Here is a 15,770-nt window from a genome sequence, read left to right as displayed (position 1 = left end):
ATAAGACTGATTATATCAGAGGCAAAATAAAAAGCAAAGCCTTTTGGCTACGCCAAACCGAAATTCATCTCCCACCTACCGCTGGGCTACGCCCTTCACGCGCTTGAGGAAGGAGAATTCTTTCAAGGAATTCGTTAAAACTAGATCGGTACCAATTGGATATGATGGTTTGATTGAATGAACTGCATGTCATAAAAGAAGGAAAGTCTAAATTATATTAGTAATTGCTACCGACAATCACCGATATAAGTCAGGCTGTTCTTCTTAAACGATTAACCGAGCAGAGAGCTTCCGCTCTTTGTTTGAGCCAATACAGCTGAACATTCCCCTCAGTTTTATGTGTTGGTTCAAACAAGGCGTAGGAAGAAACATATGCGTTTGGATATAAATCTTTTATAATTCGACATTGGCGAAAATGACATTAAGTAGCCGACTCTACGGAGTATAAACGAGAAGACTGAGAGTATCTAGAATAGCAGAGGCTTGAAGAGATACTTATTGCCATTTGTTCTCTCTCTTCCCCTTCAGGAGCTGTCACTTCGGTGATGGCTTTTTGTTTTGTAGGATATTCTTCTTTTCTGTCGAATAGATAGATTGGGAGAGGTGGGGAATAAGTAAATGAAAAAATTTATAATAAGCATAGAAGCAGTCGATGGTAAACAACACGAATTTGAAATTGAGTATAAAAAGACAGTAACAGTTGCTGCTATAGAAAATTCTATACAAGCAAGAGAAGCTAGATTCTTCAGATTTGGAGATCGTATGGTTAATTTGGACAATGTATTCTCTTTAGTGGTAAAAGAGAAGAAGGATTAAATACAAAAAAAGCATCCAAAAAGGGTGCTTTTTTCTTTGTTATATAGAAATTATACATTAACCATTAAGCATATTAGGGAATATCGAGCATAGAATGATATTGACAACCACGATATCAAGTTTATTGCTGCGTTTTAGTGTTACCTCTATGTTCACGAAAGGGCACCTGGATAAGGTGCCTTTTTGATGAACTATTTTGATAAAGAAATCATATAGTATAGTGTAGGACAAGTTAACCGCTTATATCCTATTCAATGCTCATCGAGAAGTCCATTCACATATTTTAGCATCTACTGACGTGGGTGCTCTTTTTTATTGAGCAAAATGTACATTTAAATAGAAGGTTAATGGTGGGTGTAAAATTAGAGGAATTAGAAAAGTGTTTTAATGAAGCTGTAAATGAAGAAGCAGAGTATGTAGCTGTTCAGATTGAAATGGATGGATTTCCTAGCGAGGAAGTAATTATTAACGACAAACATAACATTGATTCTAAACTAGCTTATTATAAGAAAACGTACAATGAAGATTTAGAAAATAGATACACTCCAGGAATTTGTATTGTAGGTTTTGCGTATGGTTATTAGTTCTCAGGAATCCTACGTGAATTAGGATTGTTGGTGAAGTAGTGATTAAACCAATAGCAATTATCGTAGGCGCTGCCGTCTTGTTTGTTGTTAAGGGGATGATAAGGGGTGAGGGGAATGTGGGGTCCAACAAGTTTTAAGGATGTTTTAGAGATTATTTGGTACTACAAGTGGGAGTTTTTCAAAGCACTACTTCCTATAGGGATTCCAGTATTTTCACTTGGATTAGGAACGGGTTGGCTGGTTCTGGTGCAAAAAATCTATAAAACTTGGACATACTGATATTACTACTCTAGAAAAGGTGTTTGATCAGTATGAAAAAGGAAAATTTGTTCAAATGGAAGCATTATCAGCCTGATATAATTTTGTTAACGGTAAGATGATACCTACGGTATAACCTCAGTTTTCGTGATTTGGTGGAAATGATGAAGGAACGGGGCTTATCTATTTCTCATACCACGATTATGCGTTGGGTTCATCAGTATGGCCCGGAATTGGACAAACGAATTCGTCGTCACCTTAAGCAAACCAATGACTCTTGGAGAGTTGATGAAACATATATAAAAGTTAAAGAGCAATGGATGTACCTGTACCGTGCTGTTGATTCAAAAGGAAACACAATCGGTTTTTGTCTAAGCAAAACAAGAGACCGAAAGGCTGCAAAGCGCTTTTTCAAGAAAGCTTTGCGGTCTTTTCATGTATCAAAGCCACGTGTGATAACAGTCGATAAGAATCCGGCTTATCCAATAGAAATTGAACTGTTGAAAAAAGAAAAAAGCATACCTGATGGTATGCAACTTAGACAACAAAAGTACTTGAATAATATAGTAGAACAAGATCATCGCTTTATAAAGAAGCGTATCCGTTCTATGCTAGGGTTCAAATCTTTTGACACAGCTATATCCATTCTTTCTGGAGTAGAAGCCATGCATATGATTAAAAAAGAACAGATTAATTTACGGAACCAGTCTATCCAAAATCAGAAAGAATTCGTCCATCAATTGTTTGGACTTGTAGCATAAGATACGATTCCGTTAGGAATATATATGCTTTATTCTCTTTTACTTTATTTTTGCACCAGAACCTAAAAGAATCAATGGGAAAATCAGAACTATTTGAGAAAGAAAAATAAAAAAAAGAAGTGACTGTTTTGACAGAATTGAGAGAGTCATAATGGTACATCAAAACTTCATGAAGAGAAGAAGTGCACCTATTATCATATAGAATTTGTTGTGAAAGATGAAAGAAACAAGCATGCAATAATGATGAAGTATGGCATTATATATATTTCTTATTATTCGATAGGATGATGTTATCTGCATTACTAATATTGATAGATGGTGACCCCTACTAGCAAGCTAAGGTTTTGAAGTACCCCCTAAATGAAAACTTTCTTTCTCTACAGGTAGATATTTTGAGAAAACAGCTCATTTTTTTGTTTTGGGGTGCTTACTTTTCTTAAGTTGATGGGCATGGGGATAGTCCTTCTTGGCACAATCTCGTTTGTCAGTCTTCTTGGTACTCTTCAGCTAAGTGAGATGGATATGATGAAATAGGAGGACCAATTTTAAAGTAGGATAAGCTAGTTTTTGAAATCGGTATACAGTTCTTTAATAGATACAGTTTTTGTAACATGTCTTTATCTATTGGGTGAAGCATGCGATCTGTCATAATGAAATAATTGTGATGATAGATAAATACTTTCCCTTCAGGTAGAATCGTGTAATTAGATAATTTCGGGTAAATAGGTGGTCCATCTGAAAATTCATCTAAACTACGTTGCGAAACTTTAATAATTTCTTGAGCTGAAAATTTAAACTTGCGAAATGCTGTAGTGTTAATAAATGGACGTTTTTGGTTATTTTCTATATAAAATAATTCTCCTTTTTCATTTTTTACAACACGTAAATTTGGAATGGGTTCTGTAAGAGATATAGGTGGTCCTTCTGTGTATTTGTAAATAAATGGTTCAGGTATTGGGACAATTTGATTTTGATTATATTTGAAGTAAGAAAGCATTTCTTTTGATATGGGCCTACGTTTATAATTATCAACTAAAAATACGTCACCTTGTGAATTTCTAAGCAATATACCATTTAAATCTTTAGATGGGAGGTTGGCATATAGATTTTGGAAGGAAAAAGGTGTTTTGAAAGTAATATCGAGCACTTTGTTAATAGGATAGAAAGGTTGGAATGTATTTAGACGTTTCCAAAACATTGCATCTCCGTTAAACCAATATAGAGGATCGGTCTCCCAATAATTACTGTATTTTTGATAAACCTTTAATAAAATTCTTCTTGTATGCATAACTGAACAGTGATCCACAACATTTGCAGCTGTATATAAAATTTCCGAGGCTTTCCTTACATATTCATGAGTAGGTTGTAGATTATAATCAACACATTTTACGTGCTGAGAAGAATACACCACATCTATTTCAGGACTTTTTTGTAAGAAAGATAACATTTCAGCTAATCTATTTGGAACGTACATAGTATCATCGGTTAAATAGCAAATATAATCTCCGCATGTTAATGGAAGCGCCTCATTAATGAGCGTTGCATATCTTGTGGTTTTATATCTTTCATTACCTAGTATAAAACTATTCTTATAATAAATTCGAGGGTCATCTAAATACTTTTTTATGATATTTATAGTATCTGGATAAGAGTTATCATCCATAATAAAAAGTTCCCACTCTTTAAAAGTTTGCATCTGAACACTTTCAATAACTTGATTAATTAAAGAAGGTTTATTATAGCTAGTGAGGATAATTGAAATTAGGGGTTTCAAATTTGTCACCTCTTGTGAGAATTTTGAATAGCTTAATATTTTCAGGTGGATATTAATTGAATCTTTGGAGTTAGTTGTTTCTATCTATTGATATTTTCTTTTTTGTACTTAAATAGTTTATTACTTGTTCATAGATATGGTATAGACTATAGCGGATTATAAAAAAGACGCATGGGCAAATAAAATAGCTACTTTATCATTTTATTACATATATAAATCTTTTTTAAGATTATTGGAACGGTTCGTCCTTTCTCTTTATATAATAACGTAACTATTTTTTATTTAATGATAAGGAGGAGAGTAATATTTGCCTAAAATTACAGTTATTATGACGAGTTATAATAAGCCCACATTTGTAGAAAAATCGATATTAAGTGTATTAAACCAAACTTTCCAAGATTTTGAACTTTTTATTATGGATGATGATTCTAACGAATTGACTCAGAAAGTGATTCAACCATTCATAAACAAGAAAAATGTACACTTTTATAAAAGTAATGTAGCCCATATTTCTGAACGAACAAAAAAAGTCAGATATGCTGCTTTAATTAACGAGGCACTTAAACATGCAAAAGGGGAGTATATTACTTATATTACAGATGATAATCAATACGAAAAAGAGCGACTTAAAATGATGTCTAGTTATCTTGATGAGAATAAAGATGTTCAAATTGTATATTCTGCATCAAAAACGATCCATCTAGATGAATCAGATTTACCTATCAAAACTGTTGAAAGGCCTGCAAAAAAAGTCACTAATAATGCGCCATGCGCAATTGATCATTGTTCTATAATGCATAGAGCATCTGTTTTGCCGATTCTTGAAAAAAGGTGGAGTACTTACTGGGATGAAGACCCTCAGTTTTATCGTATAGGAGATGCACGCTTTTTTTGGAGATTAAATCATTATTGGGATTTTTATCCTTTAGATGAAATTTTAGATATCAATTATATTACTTCACATTCAATACATGCGCAGTTATTTGCGGAAGAAAAAAATGAATTTGTACAATTATTACCATCACAAAGAACATGTAAAGAATTAAGAGAAGACTTAAGAAAAAAAAGAGGGTGAAATATTGAGTGACATCTATTTGAAAAATTACTGGTTATTAAATCTAGAATATATAAATGTTTTTTCTGAATTAAAGCATTATAATGTTCCTTTACCATTACTGAGTAATTTCTATCAATATTTGGACGAAGATGTAAAAAATAAAATGAAAGAAAAAGATTTTTATAAACAACTGTCAATTGAACCTATAGAGGAAACACAGTTGCAGTTAGAGTTTGAAAAAAGAATGTCTTCATTTCAATCAAAGATAAAAAGAATAAATCAAAATGGAGTGATTCTCCTGAATTCAGATTATCTCCGTTTTTCAGTAAGTAATTTTACTCACTTTAATCCAAATCATACAAAGATATTAACTAGATCAAAAAAGACAGAACTTTATGGTCTTCCTACAATTTGTGCACCAGATTATATAAATAAAGCCCCTAATACTGCACATGTTTTCATCGAAAAGGCTAAAAAAATATATTCAAAGTTTAATAAACATCCACTATTTTCAAACATGTTTTTTCAAAAAAAATTACTCAGCGACCTCCCTATTATGATTGAGAAACTTAATATGGCTTATTTCATTTTTAAGGAACAAGTTATTTCTGGTGTGATTGTTGGCACAACGGAGGATATAGCAAGCAGAGCTCTTACTTTTCTATCTAAAAGTGAAGGGATACCGAGTTATTGTCTTCAGCATGGTGCGATAATGGGTGAAGAAGCATACTTTCCAGTTTTCGCTACAAAACAGGTTGTATATGGAAGATATGAACGAGATTGGTACCTTCAAAAAGGGGTCAGTGAATCTCAAATTGAGATTATAGGGCATCCCAGATATGATGATATCTTCGATAGGGTATATATGGATAAAAAGAATCTTTTTAAACAATTAAAAATAGACCCCTCTACAAAAGTGGTTTTTATTGCAACCCAGCCATTTAAAACTTCATTTTATATCGAATTGACAGAAAAACTAGTTAAAAACAAAAATATCACAGTTATTATAAAGCCTCATCCTTGGGAAAAAGGGCGTAACCTAGTGGGAGAATATGTTCGGTTAAGTAACGTATATCCTAATGTTAAATATATAACAAATGAAGTGAACATGTATGATGTTATTTTACATGCGAATCTTGTGGTTATTTCTAATTCAACAGTTGGGTTAGAGGCAATGTTATTAGATATACCTGTAGTTGTTTATAAATCGTTATTAGAGGATAGAGATTATAAGTATTATGATAAATTAGATTGGCTTGTAAATCACTCTATTGAAGATATGGTGGGCACGATTGAAAAGGTCCTAAACGATTCTTTGCAGTCAAGTCTAGCAAAAGAATTAAGACAACAATTTATTAGTGAAAATTATCCACAAGAAGTAAGCACCAAAAAGTTGCAAGGCTTAATTCAAAGCGCACAAGGATAAACATTATTTTAAAAAGAGGAGGTATTCATATCTATGTTTTTTAAAAATAAAAACGTTTTAATTATTGGTGGAACAGGAACAATTGGAAAAAGCATTCTTTCTAATGTTTTAGAGGGAAAGCCAAAAGTTATAAGAATTTTTAGTAGAAGTGAATATAATCAATTTGTATTACAAGAAGAGTTTAGGGGTAAAAATCAAAATATTCGCTATTTAATTGGGGATATTCGAAATTATGATCGCCTATATAGCGCAATGGAAAATATTGATTATGTGTTCCATGTTGCGGCGATGAAGCATGTTTCATTTTGTGAATATAATCCGTTTGAAGCGGTATTGACCAACATTTTTGGAACACAAAATGTAATAAAAGCAGCAATTGCCCAGAAAGTAAAAAAGGTGATTTTCACAAGCTCTGATAAAGCAATTTCACCAACAAATAATTACGGTGCAACAAAACTAACAGCTGAAAGATTGATAACATCAGCGGAATATTCAAAAGGATCTAGTGAAACAATATTTGCAAGTGTACGTTTCGGAAATGTTATGGGATCGAGAGGTTCTGTTATTCCCTTATTTGAAAATCAAATTAAAGAAAATCACAAAATAACTGTAACTGATCTTAGTATGAGCAGATTTATGATGACACTGAAACAAGCAACGATGTTAACCATTGAAGCAATGAAAATAGCAAAGGGCGGTGAAACTTTCATATTGAAAATGCCAGTTATTTCATTAAAAGATTTAAGTGAAGTGATGATAGAAGAAGTTACAAAGTTGTATAGTTTGTCCAAAGATAGTATTAAGATTGAAGAAATTGGATTAAAACCTGGTGAAAAAATGTATGAAGAACTTATGACACATGATGAATCTTTACAGGCTTTTGAATTACCGGATATGTTTATCATACCAAGTCCACTAAAAAAAGGTGCTCAATATGAAAATGCCAATAGAGCGAAGCCAGGATTTTATCGCTCAGATCATCAAGATGCGATTTCAAAAGAAGAACTTAGAAATTTGATTATAAACCAGCAATTACTAACAGGAGGGGAGAAACTATGAAAATATTAGTAACTGGTGGTGCAGGATTTATTGGCAGGTGGGTTGTAAATCGATTATTGCAAGATAAGCATGAAGTATGGATATTAGACAATTTAGCGAATTCAACTACAGCAAATATTATCGAGTTCGTTCATGATTTAAACTTGAAGCAATGTATACAAGGAGATATTAAAGATAAAAAATTGGTGGACCAATTATTTAAAGATCATTCATTTGACCTTTGTTATCACCTAGCAGCAAGTATCAATGTTCAAGATAGTATAGATGATGCCAGAACAACTTTTGAAAATGATACAATAGGTACTTTTAATTTGTTAGAACAATGTCTTAAGTATCATGTCAAAATGGTCTTTATGAGTACTTGTATGGTATATGATAAAGCTACTAATATACAAGGGATATCAGAATTAGACCCGATTAAACCAGCTTCTCCATATGCTGGATCAAAAATCGCTGCTGAAAACATGGTTTTATCTTACTATTATGCTTATAAGCTACCTGTTGTGGTTATTCGCCCATTTAATACGTATGGCCCATTCCAGAAAACTGGTGGTGAAGGTGGGGTTGTTGCCATTTTTATAAATAATAAATTAGATAAAATACCAGTAAATATTTATGGAGATGGGAAACAAACGAGAGACCTTTTATACGTTGAAGATTGTGCAGATTTCGTTGTGAAAGCAGGCTATTCTTCTAAAGCAAATGGTCATATTATCAACGCAGGAACAGGACAAGATATATCAATTAATAAATTAGCAGAATTGATTTCGGGAAATAAAGTAAGTATTCAACATGTAACTCATATCCATCCACAAAGTGAAATTCAAAAATTATTATGTAACTATGAAAAAGCAAAAACAATATTAAATTGGGAACCGAAAGTTTCTTTAGAAGATGGAGTTATTAAAACAGAAGAGTGGATTAAATCTTTAAAAACTAACCCTAAGGAGAAAGAATAATGGCCAGGGAAATTCTCGGTATACATGGGGGAAATCCTGTTAGAGGAACATATTTGCCTTATGGTCAACAACAAATTGATGACCATGATATTCAGGCAGTTATAGATATATTAAAAGGAGACTTTTTAACGACAGGACCAACGATTCAACAGTTTGAGGAGGCTATAGCAAAATATGTTGGGGCAAAATACGCTGTTTCTTTTTCAAGTGGTACAGCTGCTTTGCATGCTGCCTGCTATGCAGCTGGAATCACAGAGGGAGACGAAGTAATTACAACCTCAATGACATTTGTAGCAAGTGCAAATTGTATTTTATACCAGGGTGGAAGGCCAGTTTTCGCTGATATAGACTATGAAACATACAATATCAGTACTAGGTCTATAGAGGAAAAGATTACAAACAAAACAAAGGCTATTATTCCCGTACACTTTACTGGGCAGCCTGTAGAATTAGATAAAATAAAAAAAATAGCAAATGAGAATAACTTGATTATCATTGAAGATGCAGCACATGCATTAGGAGCCACTTATAAAAACCAAAAGATTGGTTCAATTGGTGATATGACAATGTTTAGCTTTCATCCTGTGAAACATATTACAACAGGAGAGGGTGGAGTAATTACTACAAATAATACTTTGCTTTATGAAAAGCTTGTTCAATTTCGTACACATGGAATTGAAAGGAATCCTCAAAAACTTCTTGATAATCATGGGCCTTGGTATTATGAAATGCAATTTTTGGGTTACAACTACAGGATGACTGATATACAGGCTGCTCTTGGCTTATCACAGTTAAGTAAATTAGATTCTTTTATTAAGATTAGAAAGAAATATGTAGACATTTATAATAAAGAATTTAATAGTTTACCTGAAATCATCATACCAAAGCAATTGCCCCAAACCCACTCAAGTTGGCACCTTTATATCATTCGGTTAAATACTAAATTATTAAAGGGTAATCGAAAAGAAATTTATGAGGCATTACAAAAAGAAAATATTGGTGTGAATGTGCACTATATACCCGTACATTTACAACCGTTTTATCAAAATTTGGGTTATAGAAAAGGCCTTTGTCCACAAGCCGAAAATTTATATGAGGAAATTATTACACTTCCTCTATTTCCTAAAATGACAAAAGGTGATGTAGGGGATGTAATAAAAGCAGTAAGAAAAGTTCTTTCGTTTTATAGAGTTGCTAAACATTAAATGAAAGAGGTGTTATTAGAATTGCGAAACAAAAAGTTGTTAAGAGCAGTAACAAAAGTTGATATAAAAAAAGGAGAAATCATTACAGCTAATAAAGTTGATATGGAACTAGGTATCGTTGAAAATGCACTGAACCAGCTTCAGTTTGAGGAATTATTACCTCAAGTAGCTTTATATAATTTGCAAGCAGGAACTCCATTAACGAAAGAGGTTATTGAACCTCCTAAAGTAGTAATTATTGTACTTTGTAGGTTAAAATCTACTAGGTTACCTTTAAAGGCAATATTGCCAATACATGGAGTTCCTTCCATTGAACGATGTCTTATAAATACATTAGCTATTCCAGGGAAACACCAGGTCATACTTGCTACTTCAGATATTGCACAAGATGATCCTTTGGAAAAATTTGATTTAGATGGGAAAGTTAAGATTTTCAGGGGTGATCCAGAAAATACCGCTGATCGCATATTCCAAGCTGCAAAACAAGAAAAGGCAAATATTGTAATACGAATTACCGGAGATTGCCCAGTTGTATCACCAGAAATTAATACTTTTTTACTAGATCAACATTTGAAAAGCGGTGCAGACTATACACAGGCAGAGTTAAGTACGTTACCTGTCGGAACAGCAGGCGATATTTTTACTTTAGAGGCAATCGAACGATTGCTACAAACCCCAAAAACTTTAACCTATGCAGAATACCTTCCGTTTTATTTTATTAATAATCCACATTTATTCCGGGTCAATATAGTAAAACTCCCTCCGCCATTTTGTTACCCTACTTGGAGGTTAACATTAGATGAACAACCAGATTTAGATATGTTCAATGAACTTTATAAAAGTCTGAATGTAAAATCTAAACCTTTATTTTTTCATCAAATAAAAGATTATATCCTTCGAAATCCTGAACTTATTCAAATCAATAGTCATGTGAAATTGAAATGGGCAAATCAACAATCATTAGTGGATGAGTTAAATAGAGAAACGAAATTATAAATTAATAAATTGTAGTGCTTTTAGTGAGGAGGGAGTAACTTGCTTGAGAAAAAAATTGCCTTTCGCGCCGACGCATCTATTGAAATAGGTACCGGTCATATTATGCGTTGCTTAACACTGGCCCATGAGTTACGGAATAAAGGTGCTCAAGTTTATTTCATTTGTCGTAAGCTGCAAGGTGATTTGCAGCAATATATTTTAAATAAGGGATTTCATGTGTTTTTGTTAGATGCAGATGGTGAAAATACGAATTTCTTAAGTACAGTACACGGGAGTTATTTGGATTGGCTAAAATGTCATTGGTTTGTTGATGCACGACAGACCAATGATATTTTGTCGCAACTTCCCAATTTTGATTGGTTAATTGTTGATCATTATGGATTAGATGAAAAGTGGGAAACTGCTTTAAGAAAAACTGTAAAAAAGATTATGGTAATCGATGATCTTGCAGATCGAGTACATGATTGTGAATTGTTATTAGATCAAAATCTATACGAGAGTCTTAATGAACGCTATAAAGAATTAATACCAGAGCACTCTTTAATAAAATTAGGACCTAAATATGCCATATTACGGCCAGAGTTCCATTCTGCTAAGAAATTTTTACGAAAAAGAACGGGTGCGGTTGAACATATTTTTATATTTTTTGGTGGGCACGATGTAACGAATGAGACATTAAAAACGTTAAGAGCTATACAAAATATTAATAGTGATACTTTAAAAATAGATGTAGTGGTAGGAAGCCAAAATCCTCATAAGAAAGATATTCAAAATTATTGCAAGAGCATTTCAAACGCTTCATTTTATTGTCAAATAGAGAATATTGAAGAGTTTATGATACGAGCGGATTTAGGGATAGGAGCTGGGGGCACAACAACATGGGAGCGCTGTTTTCTTGGATTACCTTCTATAACAATTACAACTGCACAAAATCAAATAGAAGTAACCAAAGCTGTGGCGGAGGCCGGAGCTACATGGAATATCGGTACAGCTGAAAGTGTTTCAGATGAAACCATTACGAAATGTCTAAACAAACTTTTAACAGATTCAGATAAAGTGAGAGAAATGTCTAATAAAGCTCTTGCCATAAAGTGTGCCAGTAATTCGGATGAAATAACAAAAATTATTTTAGGAGGATAGTATGTTAAACATTGAAAAATTCCATTTGAAATGTATAGAAAAGAAAGATTTAAATCTTATTTTAAAGTGGAGGAATACAGAAGAAATTCGTTCTGTTATGTACGAAGATCATAAAATAACAATAGACGAACACTATAAATGGTTTGAAAAACTAAAATATGATGAAACAATGATTGCAAGATTACTAATATATAAAGAAAAGCCAATTGGATTTGTTAATTTTACAAAAATAAATAAAATAGATCGAACTTGTAATTGGGGATTTTATATAGGAGATAAACAGAGTATAAGGCGTGCTGGAACTGTATTAGGTATAGTAGCATTAGACTATATTTTTGAAACAAATGGCATACAAAAAGTATGTGCAGAAATATTAGAATCAAATCGTATTAGTTTAAACTTTCATCAGAAACTCGGCTTCCAGGAAGATGGAAGATATGTGAACCATATTTTCAGGGATAATGAATTTATCGACGTTATTACAATGACCCTTTTTTATGAACAATGGATGGAAAGGAAAGAAGCTATAAAAACAGAAATTGAAGGTGAAAAATATGAGTAATTTATATATCGGGGGTAGAGAGATTGGCAATAGCTCGCCACCATTTATTATTGCAGAAATGTCAGGGAATCATAATCAATCATTAGATAGAGCCTTGCAAATTGTAGAGGCAGCAGCAGAGGCTGGAGCACAAGGATTTAAAATTCAAACATATACACCAGATACAATGACTTTAAATATAGAAAATGGTGATTTTTTAATTCAGGATACGAAAAGCTTATGGAAAGGTAAAACACTTTATCATTTATATAAAGAAGCATATACACCATGGGAGTGGCATAAACCCATTTTTGATCGCTGTATAGAATTAGGAATGATACCATTTAGTACTCCATTTGATGAAACTGCTGTAGATTTTCTAGAATCATTGAATGTTTCTTGTTATAAAATCGCATCTTTTGAAAATACTGATATTCCCCTCATACGTAAAGTAGCAACGACAGGAAAACCAATAATCATTTCGACAGGTATGGCTTCAATTGCTGAATTAGATGAAACAGTAAGAGCTGCGAGAGAAGAGGGATGTAAAGAATTAATTCTATTAAAATGTACAAGTACGTATCCTGCATCTCCGAAATCTACAAATATAGCTACGATACCTCATATGAAGGAGTTATTTAAATGTGAAGTAGGTTTGTCTGATCATACACTTGGGGTAGGAGTATCTGTAGCGAGTGTCGCCTTGGGAGCCACAGTAATTGAGAAACATTTAACGCTTTCGAGATCGGATGGAGGAGTTGACGCTGATTTTTCAATGGAACCTGCTGAATTTAAATTATTAGTAAGCGAAACTGAAAAAGCATGGGAATCTTTGGGGAAAGTATATTATGGCCCTACTGATTTAGAAAAAGATTCTTTAAAATTTAGAAGGTCATTATATGTTGTAGAAAACATAAAGGCGGGAGAGGCTTTCACGATAGAAAATATTAAAGCTATTAGACCAGGTAATGGCTTATTACCAAAACACCTATCCAAAATTATCGGAAAGAAAGCGAATAAGGACATTGAAAAAGGAACGCCTGTTTCGTGGGATCTTATTTGATAGGGTACAATTAGATACTACTAGGAATTCGTTGAATAAATTAAAATGCCTTTTCAATTTAATGAAAAGGCATTTTAATTTATTCAGAATGATTATAGAAAAAAAGATATTTTTAATTTAATAACCTAATAAAGTTGTGATTGTAAAATAGTCGTAATAAAATGGATTCTCTCATGAAAAGTATGCTGTGTAATAACTTTTGTATGAATTTTTTTGACCATTAATCTTTTCGAAATCGTATCATTCAAATGAAAAGATACTCTATTTAAACAGTCCTCAAAGCTATTATAGGATATAATTTCATCTTTATTGAAGAAAGATGAAAGGTCAGATTTTTCTTCAATAATTTGAAAGCCTTGGCAAGCTGCAATATCAAACGTACGATTATTAATGGTATTATTTTTTACTTTATTTTTATTTTTATTCTGTGAAAATAGATGACTACGATGAGGGTTTAATATAAGACTAGCGTTATTATAATAGAGTGCAACTTCTTGAGGTGGAATCCATTCTTCTATAATTTTAATTCTTCGGTGATTTTTCCATTTTTTAATTAACTTATTTCTCCAGTGTTGACCAATAACAGTATAGTGATAAGGGGTTTTTTCCAAAAGAAACTGCATCAATTTTACTCGAGTTGGATAAGGATATCCAATGAACAATATTTCACTTTTATATTTCGAATTTCTTAGACCAGGCTTAAATACATCTATATTAGTTGCTAATGGTAAGTGGTATACATTGGTATATCCTAAACCTGAATAATATTTAAGTGCTTCACTATCAATAGTAAATATAAAATCAAAGTTATTTAATAGAAGAAGAGAGGTATCTATATAAAATGGGTCCTCTGTTAACCAGACAGCTAATTTAATGTTCCTTTTTTTAAAATATTGAATTGCTTTTTGTGGTAGATGATTACCTAATAAGGTGAAAACAATATCAGGATGAAACGTTGTTATAATGAAATCCAATTGCTCTATTAATTCACTCGGCTGTACTGCTAACCATTCGAAATTTTGATCGATAAGTGTTCTCTGTATGCTTTGATCTAGATATTGATAGATTTTTGAGTAACCAGAAGTAATGTATAAGAGTTTCATATTTCAATCCCTGCTTTAGGTTTAAAATATATTATGAGATAAATGTAACACTTTCTATTTCTTTACAACTGATCTTAGTAATACTTGTAGTAGGAGGAGTAACTGAATTTTCCTCTTCTAATGTGACGATACAAGTATTAGGGTTAAAATTTGTAAAAATAGCAGGTCCAATAATATTTCCAGATTTACCAGTCACAGTAACGACTTCGCCTGGTTGTAAATTTTTAAAAATACTACAGACTCCACCTGAACAACGAAATAAATTACATAAGAACAAATTTATCCCTCCTTTAAACAATATACTATATCATATGAAAGTATGTAGAGGGATGTGTAGACAAGTAACCTTTAGAAGGGAAAAAATTCAGTTTAAAGCAACTTATTGAAATGATAGATACAATGGAATAATACATTTTGGAGCATTTTGATTAGATTATCCATAGTTAAGACATTCATTAGAATGTCTTAACTATGGATTGAACTTTAACCACTTGAAGCATCTTAAGGGGTGGTTAAAGTAACACTTTCTATATCTTCACAACTTATGAATATGGTATTGGTAGAAGAGGGGGTTATCACATCTTCTTCAACTAATACAACCGCACAAATAGTCGGAAAGAACAATGAAAAAGTAGCAGGTCCAATAATTTGTCCTGATTTAGTGGTAATTGTAACAACCGTTCCTGTTGGCCACGAAGAGAATAAAAAACAAGCCAAACCTGTACATTCTGCCATATTAAGCCCTCCTAACTTTAAGTTTTGATTAATATAATACAATTCAAACATTTCATATTGTATGTGGTAACAATATGAAATGTTTGGACTAATAAAAAACTAGAATTATATAAAAACGTAAAAGTAGTATATTAACTTACATCTATCTTTTTTAGTTAGCCTGGATGTTATTTGTTTTTAAAAATATAATATTTTAATGAATTCCCCGAAAGAATTCTCCTTCCTCAAGCGTGTGAAGGGCGTAGCCCAACGGTAGGTGGGAGATGAATTTCGGTTTGGCATAGCCAAAA

16 protein-coding genes and 1 pseudogene are annotated in these 15,770 nt (G+C 32.5%); 13 read left to right on the top strand and 4 right to left on the bottom strand.

The features are described 5' to 3' along the window. Positions 1-618 precede the first annotated feature (618 nt). The 4 genes and pseudogenes from MR155_RS29255 to MR155_RS29240 all read left to right on the top strand — a co-directional run bounded on the left by MR155_RS29255 (position 619) and on the right by MR155_RS29240 (position 2,422). Positions 619-816, top strand: a complete 198-nt coding sequence (locus MR155_RS29255; RefSeq protein WP_002069589.1) for a hypothetical protein — start codon at positions 619-621, stop codon at positions 814-816. A 350-nt stretch (positions 817-1,166) separates the two neighbouring features. Beyond that, positions 1,167-1,400, top strand: coding sequence for a hypothetical protein (locus MR155_RS29250; RefSeq protein WP_242311876.1), 234 nt, complete (start codon positions 1,167-1,169; stop codon positions 1,398-1,400). A 117-nt stretch (positions 1,401-1,517) separates the two neighbouring features. Then, positions 1,518-1,682 carry a hypothetical protein gene (locus MR155_RS29245; RefSeq protein WP_003193050.1) on the top strand — a complete coding sequence of 55 codons (165 nt, stop codon included), beginning with the start codon at positions 1,518-1,520 and terminating at the stop codon, positions 1,680-1,682. A 32-nt stretch (positions 1,683-1,714) separates the two neighbouring features. Further along, positions 1,715-2,422, top strand: a pseudogene (locus MR155_RS29240) (IS6 family transposase). 484 nt (positions 2,423-2,906) lie between these two features. Here the strand turns inward: MR155_RS29240 and MR155_RS29235 are convergent. After that, entirely contained in the window at positions 2,907-4,196 is a 1,290-nt protein-coding gene (locus MR155_RS29235; protein ID WP_201063582.1) for a glycosyltransferase family 2 protein, read from the bottom strand. Positions 4,197-4,503: 307 nt separating this feature from the next. Between MR155_RS29235 and MR155_RS29230 the strand changes: the two genes are divergently transcribed. From MR155_RS29230 to pseI, 9 genes are read left to right on the top strand one after another with little or no spacing between them, the layout of a single operon-like run. Beyond that, positions 4,504-5,271 carry a glycosyltransferase family 2 protein gene (locus MR155_RS29230; RefSeq protein ID WP_016093944.1) on the top strand — a complete coding sequence of 256 codons (768 nt, stop codon included), beginning with the start codon at positions 4,504-4,506 and terminating at the stop codon, positions 5,269-5,271. A 4-nt stretch (positions 5,272-5,275) separates the two neighbouring features. After that, positions 5,276-6,679 (top strand): CDP-glycerol glycerophosphotransferase family protein, encoded by a 1,404-nt coding sequence (locus MR155_RS29225; RefSeq protein ID WP_201038282.1) that lies wholly within the window; start codon positions 5,276-5,278, stop codon positions 6,677-6,679. Positions 6,680-6,712: 33 nt separating this feature from the next. Next, positions 6,713-7,738 carry an SDR family NAD(P)-dependent oxidoreductase gene (locus tag MR155_RS29220; protein ID WP_151304152.1) on the top strand — a complete coding sequence of 342 codons (1,026 nt, stop codon included), beginning with the start codon at positions 6,713-6,715 and terminating at the stop codon, positions 7,736-7,738. After that, entirely contained in the window at positions 7,735-8,697 is a 963-nt protein-coding gene (locus MR155_RS29215; protein WP_201063586.1) for a dTDP-glucose 4,6-dehydratase, read from the top strand. Before MR155_RS29220 ends, MR155_RS29215 begins: the two co-directional genes overlap by 4 nt. Continuing rightward, complete coding sequence (pseC, locus tag MR155_RS29210) at positions 8,697-9,902, top strand: UDP-4-amino-4,6-dideoxy-N-acetyl-beta-L-altrosamine transaminase (RefSeq protein WP_242311874.1); 1,206 nt, start codon at positions 8,697-8,699, stop codon at positions 9,900-9,902. Before MR155_RS29215 ends, pseC begins: the two co-directional genes overlap by 1 nt. Beyond that, entirely contained in the window at positions 9,903-10,898 is a 996-nt protein-coding gene (locus MR155_RS29205; RefSeq protein ID WP_242311872.1) for a cytidylyltransferase domain-containing protein, read from the top strand. It abuts the gene before it with no gap. A gap of 39 nt (positions 10,899-10,937) precedes the next feature. Beyond that, the gene (pseG, locus tag MR155_RS29200) at positions 10,938-12,038 is read left to right on the top strand and encodes a UDP-2,4-diacetamido-2,4,6-trideoxy-beta-L-altropyranose hydrolase (protein WP_151304149.1); all 1,101 of its coding nucleotides are present in this window, start codon (positions 10,938-10,940) and stop codon (positions 12,036-12,038) included. Position 12,039: 1 nt separating this feature from the next. After that, positions 12,040-12,600 carry a UDP-4-amino-4,6-dideoxy-N-acetyl-beta-L-altrosamine N-acetyltransferase gene (gene pseH / locus MR155_RS29195; RefSeq protein WP_242311870.1) on the top strand — a complete coding sequence of 187 codons (561 nt, stop codon included), beginning with the start codon at positions 12,040-12,042 and terminating at the stop codon, positions 12,598-12,600. Then, positions 12,593-13,642: a pseudaminic acid synthase gene (pseI, locus tag MR155_RS29190; RefSeq protein ID WP_002169371.1), complete on the top strand. Its 1,050-nt coding sequence runs from the start codon at positions 12,593-12,595 to the stop codon at positions 13,640-13,642. Before pseH ends, pseI begins: the two co-directional genes overlap by 8 nt. 125 nt (positions 13,643-13,767) lie before the next feature. On the opposite strand, the gene MR155_RS29185 is transcribed toward pseI, so the two are convergent. From MR155_RS29185 to MR155_RS29175, 3 genes are all read right to left on the bottom strand, one after another. Next, the gene (locus MR155_RS29185) at positions 13,768-14,745 is read right to left on the bottom strand and encodes a CgeB family protein (RefSeq protein WP_242311868.1); all 978 of its coding nucleotides are present in this window, start codon (positions 14,743-14,745) and stop codon (positions 13,768-13,770) included. Between the two features lie 31 nt (positions 14,746-14,776). After that, positions 14,777-15,022, bottom strand: coding sequence for a hypothetical protein (locus MR155_RS29180; RefSeq protein ID WP_002169373.1), 246 nt, complete (start codon positions 15,020-15,022; stop codon positions 14,777-14,779). Positions 15,023-15,246: 224 nt separating this feature from the next. Continuing rightward, positions 15,247-15,480 (bottom strand): hypothetical protein, encoded by a 234-nt coding sequence (locus MR155_RS29175; RefSeq protein ID WP_002016601.1) that lies wholly within the window; start codon positions 15,478-15,480, stop codon positions 15,247-15,249. Positions 15,481-15,770 lie beyond the last annotated feature (290 nt).

This window comes from Bacillus cereus group sp. BfR-BA-01331 (genome assembly GCF_022663915.1).
Taxonomy (GTDB): domain Bacteria; phylum Bacillota; class Bacilli; order Bacillales; family Bacillaceae_G; genus Bacillus_A; species Bacillus_A mycoides.
Note: the sequence above shows the minus strand (reverse complement) of the source record. Positions and strands in the feature narration are given on the sequence as shown.